Genomic DNA, 8,647 nt, shown 5'->3' with positions numbered 1-8,647 from the left:
TGAATCGCCACGGATAATCTAGACACTTCCGAGCCGTTGATAATACTGGTTTTCATATTCTGTCGGTGACATCTGATTGCTCGAACCATGCCGACGCTTACTGTTATAAAACATTTCGATGTAATCAAAAATATCGCTGCGGGCTTCTTCCCGCGTTCCGTAGATCTTTTTCTTTATCCGTTCGCGTTTCAGCAACTGGAAAAAGCTTTCTGCAACCGCATTATCGTGACAGTTACCGCGACGGCTCATGCTCCCCTCCAGGCCGTGTGATTTCAGGAACGACTGCCACTCATGGCTTGTGTACTGACTGCCCTGGTCCGAATGAACCAGCACCTGTTTTTGGGGATTACGCCGCCATACAGCCATCAGCAGTGCGTTCAGGACAATGTCCTTTGTCATCCGGGATTGCATTGACCAGCCGATAATTTTGCGTGAGAACAGATCAACAACCACAGCAAGATACAGCCAGCCTTCGTGGGTCCTGATGTAGGTTATGTCCGTTACCCAACGCTTATCCGGAGCATCCGGATTGAACTGTCGCTGGAGCCTGTTGGGCGATACGATACTGGCCTCGCCTTTGCGTGCCCACGGGCTCCGGTACCCGACCTGAGCCTTTATCCCGGCACGATTCATCAGTCGCCAGACTCTGTTCACTCCGCACTGTTGACCGCTATCCCGCAAGTCCAGATGGATCTTGCGATAACCATAAACGCAACCGGACTCCAGCCAGAACTGTTTGATCTGTCCCGTCAGTCTCAGATCTACCTGGTGGCGCTGAGAATACGGTTGCTTAAACCAGGCGTAAAAGCCACTGGGATGAACATCCAGCACCCTGCAGAGCAGACGAACAGGCCAGCAACGGGAGTTGTCACGAATAAAGGCGTACCTCAGTCGGACAGCTTTGCGAAGTACGCCGCGGCTTTTTTTAATATGTCCCGTTCGTCAGTAACCCGCTTCAACTCCTTCTGGAGTCGGCGGATCTCGGCCTGAGCATCTGACTGTTCTTTATTAGTGGATGAGTCCGGACCGTACTTCTTTATCCAGGCGTAAAGGCTGTGGGTGGTGATATCGAGACGTGTTGCAACGCTGGAAACAGAATGACCGCGATCAATAACCTGTTTGACTGCTTCAATTTTAAACTCTTCGGGATAACGTTTACCGCTCATGGGCACCTCTCTTTAAGTCATCTTAAATGACTCCGAGGTGTCTGTTAAACCCGTGGCGATTCAATGTTCTATCAAATCTTTGATTTGATTGTTAGGTGATTGTAGTTTTTTGTATAACTCACTAATAATATGGCCTGGAGTTAAAAAATGGCCATATTCAATTGCGACCGATGGATTCTCAGTCAAGTAATCTAATATTTTTCTACCACCCCAAATATCAACTTTCATATCAGGGAAATGCTTATGAGCTATTTCAATAATTTGATCATAACACCCAGTTCTAGGTGCTCCTGAAGGTTCTATATTCGTCGCTATTATCCAGTTGTCTGGGATGGACCGCTTTGAACTCAATTTAAACTGCTCAATTTCTTTTTTTACTTGCCCAATTAACCATTTTTGGCTATCAGCGGTTAAATGTGGCTTGTGAAATTTTGATTGTATGTACCAAATACCTTCCCAATTATCCACTGATGTTGGATATGGGGCTCTGCCACTAAGAAAGCCATCTTTACCACCATCGGCGCCGGATGCGAAACCCGTTACCCCATTCCCTAAAACCTTCAAAGCTAAAAAATTGACTAGATGTTCAAAAGAGTTTGAGTCAAGCTGTGTTAAATCATACGGTTGCGACATTTTGTCCTTCTCTCCCGAGTATCATTTAATGACTTTATTCACCTAGCATGAGGTGTGGTTGTCCCGTTATATTAATAAGTCTTTAAATGCATTAATAGGCGTTAATATGCATTAGCAATCTTAAAACTTTGATTGTCATGGGCTTGCCCACTCTGGCTGGTGCCATGCAGGGTTGGCGGTTAATGCAACTGCATTAAAACCGACCTATTAAGCGGGCAGGCGAGGCGGGGATAGCACTGCGCGCCAGAGGCGGTGACAGCATTTAATTTAATGCGTCTGTGCGCGTCGTGACGGCGCTGTCATGTTGCAAGTCTGCGATGGTTTCGCGATGAGATTGGATTGCGTGTGGTGGGGCTGAGGCTGTCAGGGATGAGGCCGCCCGGAGGCGGCGATTTTTGCAGGGTTATTCTGATTCAAGACTGTAATCTTTAAAGCGGATCACCTCCATCCCGAGCCAGTCGTTAATCTCTTTAAAGCGCTCCTGCAGCGGGGTCAGTTCGTTACGCACAAACACCCGCGCCACCTTCTCAACATCACCCATTGAGCCAATATTTTCCGGCTTGCCGCCCATGAGCTGGAACGGTACACGGTGCGCATCGAGCAGGTCAGCGGCGCTCACCTTTTTAATATTGAAAAAGTCATCTTTCGTGGCTACCTCACTTAGCGGCACAATCTTGATGCCATCCGGTTTCCCGTTGGGCGCGTAGAAAAACAGGTTTTTAAAATTCCCGAGTCCCTTTGAATCACGCATTGCAGAACGCAGCGACTCGACGTCGGTGCTGCTCTGTGCCGCGTCGGTGACGTACATGATGTAACCTGCGTGCGCGCCATTCTGGTAATACTTGCGACGAAACAGGGTGGCGGATTCATTCAGCCATGCGGAATTGAGTGCGCTCAGGTATTCCGGCATGCCGTACAGCTCCTGATTGATGTCAGGCTCCAGCAGGTGAAATACCGAGCCGGGCGCGAACGGGTGAGGGTTGTTAAAGCTCGATATGTACCAGTAAACGCCTTCCTCGACACCCCGGCGGGTGTATTTTGCCGGTGATGTTTCCAGTTTTAAAAGCAGGCCGGTAACGCTCATGCGCTTCTCAAGATAGCCGTTGGCAAAGACCAGATAATCCAGCACGAGGCGGCTGAAATCCTGACGCGACAGGAGCGGGTGCGGGATATAGGTGCTCGTCAGAATATTTCGTTTCACGTAAATCGGTGAGCTGTGATGCACGGCGGCGCGCAGGCTTTTTGCCAGACCTGAGAAGTTGACCGGCGGCTCGTACCACTTCCCGTTGTTGATGCACTCGACATAATCGAGGATATCGCGGCGATCCAGAACAGCGGAGGGCTCACCAAAGGTGAACGCCTCCATTTTTTGCGGTGCGCTGGCGGTAGTTGTGGCGGGTTTCTTCTGATGTTCTTTCATGTCAGTTAATATCCAGAATTGACGTTGAATGCATGCCGCTACCAGCGGAAAGTGGCTCGTTTAACAGGGCGTGCATGGTGGCCCATGCGATATCCGCGTGGCTGGCCTCTTCGCTGCGGCTGGCCTCATAGGTGGAGCTGCGCCCGCTGCTGGTCATGGTTTTACGGATAGCCATAAATGACTGTGTGATGTCAGTTGCCCCTGCGTCGTATTCCAGACACCCGCGTCTGATGGTGTCTTTCGCTTTCAGCACCATCGCAGTTTTCATTTCCGGCGTGTAGCGAATGGCGCGCGCCGCCGGAAAGAATGAGCGCACGAGCTGGTAAACACCCTGGCCGATGCCGGTCGCATCGATGCCGATATACTCGACGCAGTATTTTTCGGTCAGCTCGCGGATGGCCTCGGCCTGTGTCGCAAAATCCATGCCTTTCCACTGGTGACGCTCAAGGATGCGGAACTTGCCACCGGCAACCAGTGGCGGAGCCAGTACCGCGCAGCCTGCACTGTCGCCGGTGTGCGACGGGTCATAGCCAATCCACACCGGACGCCAGTTAAACGGACGGTCAGAAAACGGCTCGAAGTCTTCCCATTCTTCCATCGCATCGACCATGCAGCGCTGCAACTCCTCGAACGGGAATACCTATGCCTTGTCGTCGACAAACTCACACATGAAGAGATTGCGGAAATCATCGGCGCTGTTTTCCTGTTTCAGCTGATCCAGATTAAACAGCGTGCATCCCCCGGCGAGCGCGTCCTCGATGGTGACAATCTGCCGCCACTGGCCATCCGGGCACAGCACGCCCTCGGCCAGCGCCTTATGACTGATATCGATGTCGACACGCTCGGCGGCGCTGCTGCGTCCCCGGTTAAACAGCTCACCTGACCAGAACGGATATGCGCCATGTGCCAGCGTCGAGGGCGTTGAAAAGTAGGTGGTGCGCAGGTGGGACTGCGACGCCATCCCCGAGGCGACTTTACGAAGTCTCTGAAAGTTGGGGATCCAGAAGATTTCATCGACATACAGGTCGCCATTATGACTCTGCGCTGTGTTGGAATTGGTCCCGAGAAAAATCAGCTCTGCGCCGTTGTTGCCGATGACAATCGGGTCGCCTGACAGGTCGACCTCGACCATACGCGCAAAGGCGATGATGTACTTTCGGAACACGTAAGCCTGCGTCTTACTGGCCGACAAAAATATCTGGTTTTGCCCGGTTTTCAGAGCGCGCAGCAATGACTCGCGGGCAAAGTAAAACGTGGCGCCAATCTGGCGCGATTTGAGGATGTGGCGAATACGGTGCTCGATACCGGCTTTGTGCCAGTGGCGCTGATATTCGAATGACTGACTGAAGAAAATCTCTTCGAGTTTTTCGATAGCCACATCGCTGAAAAAGTTACGTTTTGGCTTGCGGCGATCGCCTTTGTTGCGGCTGGCAATGTTGGGATTTAAATCTGCCTCGTTTCCGGTCTGGCCGTAGCGGCTGACGCGCGCGAGCCGTTCCATCTGACGTGACAGAAAGTCAGCGACCTTGAAGTCATGCGGCGTGAGGTCAGGTTTTGCATAAAGCTGAATCAGGCGCGCTTCGAGAGTGGATTCCACGCGGTTAACCACACCGAGCTTTTCAGCGACGGCGCAGCGAGAAAAATCGAGTTCACTCTGTCCCTGAAACGCGTCGACGAGTCGCTTGCGGCCATGTATGGCGACCTGAAAACGCAGGCGGATAATCTGGTCACGTCTGCCGGTGAATGGGCGGGAGGGCTGGCAGGATGATAACGGGAATGAATATTCAGGCCGGGGCGCGTGTTGCCCCTGCGTATATGCTCACGCTGGACGGGGCGGATATCACGCAGAATTTCAGCGACCGGCTCATCGGCCTGACCATGACCGACAATCGCGGATTTGAGGCTGACCAGCTCGATATTGCGCTCGATGATACTGACGGGCTGGTCGAACTGCCACCGCGCGGGGCATCACTGACACTGTGGCTGGGCTGGCAGGGCTCCGCACTGGTCAACAAGGGGAGTTTCACGGTTGATGAAATCGAGCACCGGGGTGCGCCTGATACGCTGACCATCCGGGGACGTAGCGCGGATTTTCGCGGGTCGCTGAACTCGCGGCGCGAGCAGTCATGGCATGACACCACGCTCGGGGTGATTGTGGAGACCATCGCGCAGCGTAATAAGCTGACGGCCAGTGTTGCTGAGCCTCTGAAAGCTATCGCCATTCCCCATATCGACCAGACACAGGAATCCGACGCGGCGTTTTTGTCCCGGTTTGCTGAGCGTAACGGTGCATCCGTGTCGGTGAAAGCCGGGAAGTTATTATTTCTGAAAGCCGGTAGTGCGATGACGGCCAGTGGTAAGCCGATCCCCCAAATGACCGTCGAGCGTGGCGACGGCGACCGCCATCAGTTCGCCATTGCAGACCGGGAGGCTTACACCGGCGTGACGGCGAAATGGCTACATACCAAAGACCCGAAACCACAAAAGCAAAAGGTGAAGCTCAAACGTAAACCCAAAGAGCAGCACCTGCGCGCGCTGCAGCACCCGAAAGCCGCTAAAACATCGGCAAAGGCTAAGAAGAAAAAAGAGCAGGAAGCGCGGGAAGGTGAGTACATGGCCGGAGAGTCTGACAACGTTCTTGAGCTCACGACCATCTATGCCACAAAGGCGCAGGCCATGCGCGCGGCTCAGGCAAAGTGGGACAGGATACAGCGAGGCGTGGCGGAGTTTTCGATTACGCTTGCCACTGGCCGGGCTGATTTATTTCCTGAAACGCCGGTGGCCGTGAAAGGCTTTAAGCGTGTGATAGACGAACAGGCGTGGATAATCAGCCGTGTGGTGCACAGCCTTAACGGGAGTGGCTTCACGACGGGCTTAGAGCTTGAGGTTAAGGTTTCTGATGTGGAGTATGAGAGCGAAGAAATAGCACGGTAGTTTGATATATGTATTTGTTTTATAAGATTAAAGTGAGTAATATCACTGTATTGAAAATGCTCAGAGGTGCTCATCATGTTTCACTGCCCAAAATGCCATTACGCCGCTCACGCCCGCACGAGTCGCTATTTTTCTGACACCACAAAAGAGCGGTATCATCAGTGCACAAACATCAACTGCAGTTGTACTTTTGTCACGACTGAAACCGTTGAGCGTTTCATCGTTTCGCCAGGGGAAGTCGTACCGGCTCCACCGCACCCGACGATAACCGGTCAGCATCAAATGCCCTGGCTGTGAGCCAAAAGGAAACCCCGCAAATGCGGGGTTTTTTATCGATGTGGTCAATGTGTGGACATTGTAAGAAATAAATCCATTTATTTCAGTAGATTACAGGAAAAAAAATAAGCCTGCGTAAGGGAGATTACGCAGGCTAAGGAGGTGGTTCCTGGTACAGCTAGCATTTATGGGTTATGTTTTTCAGCGGAGGGGATAATACCCTTAATGAACGAAACGGTATGTGATCGATTTCTAAGAATCTTCCGAACGCTGAAAAATAACCGTAATTAACTACTTAGCATGCGGGTTGCGCGTGGACTCACCGGTAAAATTACGCATCAACAATGCATAATTCAGATCGATATCCTCTGGTACTGGCATCCACACGGTGTAACCATCGCCCGGCGCAACCGGCATGGCTTCGCCTTTCGCGTTTTCCATCTGCTCGAGGGTAAAGTTGATGTTGCCTTGTGGGGTCATCAGCTCCAGGCTGTCGCCGACGGTGAATTTGTTTTTCACCAGTACGGCTGCCAGTTCACCTTTACGTTCGCCGGTAAACTCGCCCACAAACTGCTGACGCTCGGAAACAGAGAAGCCGTATTCGTAGTTCTGATAGTCGTCATGCGTATGGCGGCGCAGGAACCCTTCGGTGTAACCACGATGCGCCAGACCTTCCAGCGTTTCGAGCAGTTGCGGGTCGAACGGTTTACCGGCTGCGGCATCATCAATGGCTTTACGATAGACCTGCGCGGTACGTGCACAGTAATAGTATGACTTGGTGCGGCCTTCGATCTTCAGGGAATGCACGCCCATCTGCGTCAGGCGTTCAACGTGGGCAATGGCACGCAAATCCTTTGAGTTCATGATGTAAGTGCCATGTTCGTCTTCGAACGCGGTCATATACTCACCCGGACGCTGGGCTTCTTCAATCATAAAGACTTTGTCTGTCGGCGCGCCAATACCCAGCGTGGGTTCGACGTTTTGTGCCGGGATAGGCTCGTACTTATGCACGATATTGCCCACCACGTCTTCTTTGCCTTCCTGCACGTTGTATTCCCAGCGGCAGGCATTGGTGCAGGTACCCTGGTTAGGGTCACGCTTGTTGATATAGCCAGAAAGCAGGCAACGGCCGGAGTAGGCCATACACAGCGCGCCGTGAACGAAGATCTCAAGCTCCATATCCGGCACCTGGGTGCGGATCTCTTCGATTTCTTCCAGCGACAGCTCGCGGGAGAGGATCACGCGGGTCAGCCCCATCTGCTTCCAGAATTTCACCGTCGCCCAGTTTACGGCGTTAGCCTGTACTGAAAGGTGAATGTCCATGTCAGGGAAGTTTTCGCGCACCAGCATAATCAGACCAGGGTCTGACATGATCAGTGCATCCGGTCCCATTTCCACCACCGGTTTCAGATCACGAATGAAGGTCTTCAGCTTGGCATTGTGTGGGGCAATGTTAACCACCACATAGAATTTTTTACCCAGTTCATGGGCTTCATTAATGCCGAGCTGCAGGTTTTCGTGGTTGAATTCGTTGTTGCGTACGCGCAGTGAGTAACGCGGTTGGCCCGCATATACTGCGTCTGCGCCATAGGCGAAAGCGTAACGCATATTTTTCAGCGTTCCCGCCGGGGAAAGGAGTTCCGGTTTAAACATAATTATCTCGTTCTGATGACAGGTCAGACTCGCCTCACTCAATGAGGCGGTTAGGGGAGTGCCCCCATATTAAGGGCGGGCATTGTAGCGCTGCGAGGAAGTCAGGTAAAGAAAAACGCCGGGCGACAGCGTTGTGTTACCCGGCTGGGCGGGTAATTATCAGGTCTTATCTTTTATCGTCTGACTGACACCATTGGTCTTAACTGAAGCAATACCGGTCTCGCGTGACTGTTCATTCGCATACAGTTGACTGCTACCAATAATCTGGTGGTTTGCAGCTTTCAGGTTGAAATGTAATTTGCCATTAGACGCTGTTTTTTTCTCATAACGCTCATCCAGAGGGCTGTTAGCCTGGACAGATGCGATCCCTTTTTCTGCAGCACCTTTTGTAGTGTAAAGCTCACTGGTAAGGATTATTTCCCCGTTCCCAGCTTTAAGAACAAAGCGGTACTGATCATCGCTACTCTTACTTAATTCAAACCAACCAGCCATATGAACTCCTTGATTAAAAGTTTTATATCAAACAGTTATTGACGACAGTATTGTCAGAAAGAGTATGAGCGAT

The 8,647-nt window shown here is 51.9% G+C and carries 7 protein-coding genes and 2 pseudogenes; 3 read left to right on the top strand and 6 right to left on the bottom strand.

Annotation, left to right across the window (positions count from 1 at the left end; translation table 11 throughout):
* Nucleotides 1-18: 18 nt before the first annotated feature.
* The 4 genes and pseudogenes from OGY33_RS09950 to OGY33_RS09935 all read right to left on the bottom strand — a co-directional run.
* Nucleotides 19-1,166 (bottom strand): IS3 family transposase gene (locus OGY33_RS09950; RefSeq protein WP_191238548.1). Its coding sequence is split into 2 segments (ribosomal slippage): nucleotides 19-929 and nucleotides 929-1,166, totalling 1,149 coding nucleotides; the frame shifts between segments, so codons are not numbered across the junction.
* A 60-nt stretch (nucleotides 1,167-1,226) separates the two neighbouring features.
* Nucleotides 1,227-1,799 carry a hypothetical protein gene (locus OGY33_RS09945; RefSeq protein ID WP_191238309.1) on the bottom strand — a complete coding sequence of 191 codons (573 nt, stop codon included), beginning with the start codon at nucleotides 1,797-1,799 and terminating at the stop codon, nucleotides 1,227-1,229.
* A 403-nt stretch (nucleotides 1,800-2,202) separates the two neighbouring features.
* Entirely contained in the window at nucleotides 2,203-3,219 is a 1,017-nt protein-coding gene (locus OGY33_RS09940) for a phage portal protein (RefSeq protein ID WP_191238310.1), read from the bottom strand.
* 1 nt (nucleotide 3,220) lies between these two features.
* Nucleotides 3,221-4,825, bottom strand: a pseudogene (locus tag OGY33_RS09935) (terminase large subunit domain-containing protein); the annotation flags it as partial.
* On the opposite strand from OGY33_RS09935, the pseudogene OGY33_RS09930 reads away from it, so the two are divergent.
* The 3 genes and pseudogenes from OGY33_RS09930 to OGY33_RS09920 form a co-directional block, all read left to right on the top strand.
* Nucleotides 4,823-4,987 (top strand): annotated as a pseudogene (locus tag OGY33_RS09930) (phage tail protein); the annotation flags it as partial. The pseudogenes OGY33_RS09935 and OGY33_RS09930 overlap by 3 nt on opposite strands.
* Nucleotides 4,984-6,153, top strand: a complete 1,170-nt coding sequence (locus OGY33_RS09925) for a phage late control D family protein (protein WP_191238311.1) — start codon at nucleotides 4,984-4,986, stop codon at nucleotides 6,151-6,153. The pseudogene OGY33_RS09930 and the gene OGY33_RS09925, both read left to right, overlap by 4 nt.
* 75 nt (nucleotides 6,154-6,228) lie before the next feature.
* Complete coding sequence (locus tag OGY33_RS09920; protein WP_016153611.1) at nucleotides 6,229-6,450, top strand: DNA-binding transcriptional regulator; 222 nt, start codon at nucleotides 6,229-6,231, stop codon at nucleotides 6,448-6,450.
* 270 nt (nucleotides 6,451-6,720) lie between these two features.
* Here OGY33_RS09920 and trhP read toward each other — a convergent pair whose 3' ends face one another.
* Both trhP and OGY33_RS09910 read right to left on the bottom strand, forming a co-directional pair.
* Nucleotides 6,721-8,082 (bottom strand): prephenate-dependent tRNA uridine(34) hydroxylase TrhP, encoded by a 1,362-nt coding sequence (gene trhP / locus OGY33_RS09915; RefSeq protein ID WP_191238312.1) that lies wholly within the window; start codon nucleotides 8,080-8,082, stop codon nucleotides 6,721-6,723.
* A 159-nt stretch (nucleotides 8,083-8,241) separates the two neighbouring features.
* Nucleotides 8,242-8,574, bottom strand: a complete 333-nt coding sequence (locus tag OGY33_RS09910) for a YegP family protein (RefSeq protein WP_048224506.1) — start codon at nucleotides 8,572-8,574, stop codon at nucleotides 8,242-8,244.
* Nucleotides 8,575-8,647 lie beyond the last annotated feature (73 nt).

The organism is Citrobacter sp. Cpo032 (assembly GCF_030332975.1).
GTDB lineage: Bacteria > Pseudomonadota > Gammaproteobacteria > Enterobacterales > Enterobacteriaceae > Citrobacter > Citrobacter portucalensis.
Note: the sequence above shows the minus strand (reverse complement) of the source record. Positions and strands in the feature narration are given on the sequence as shown.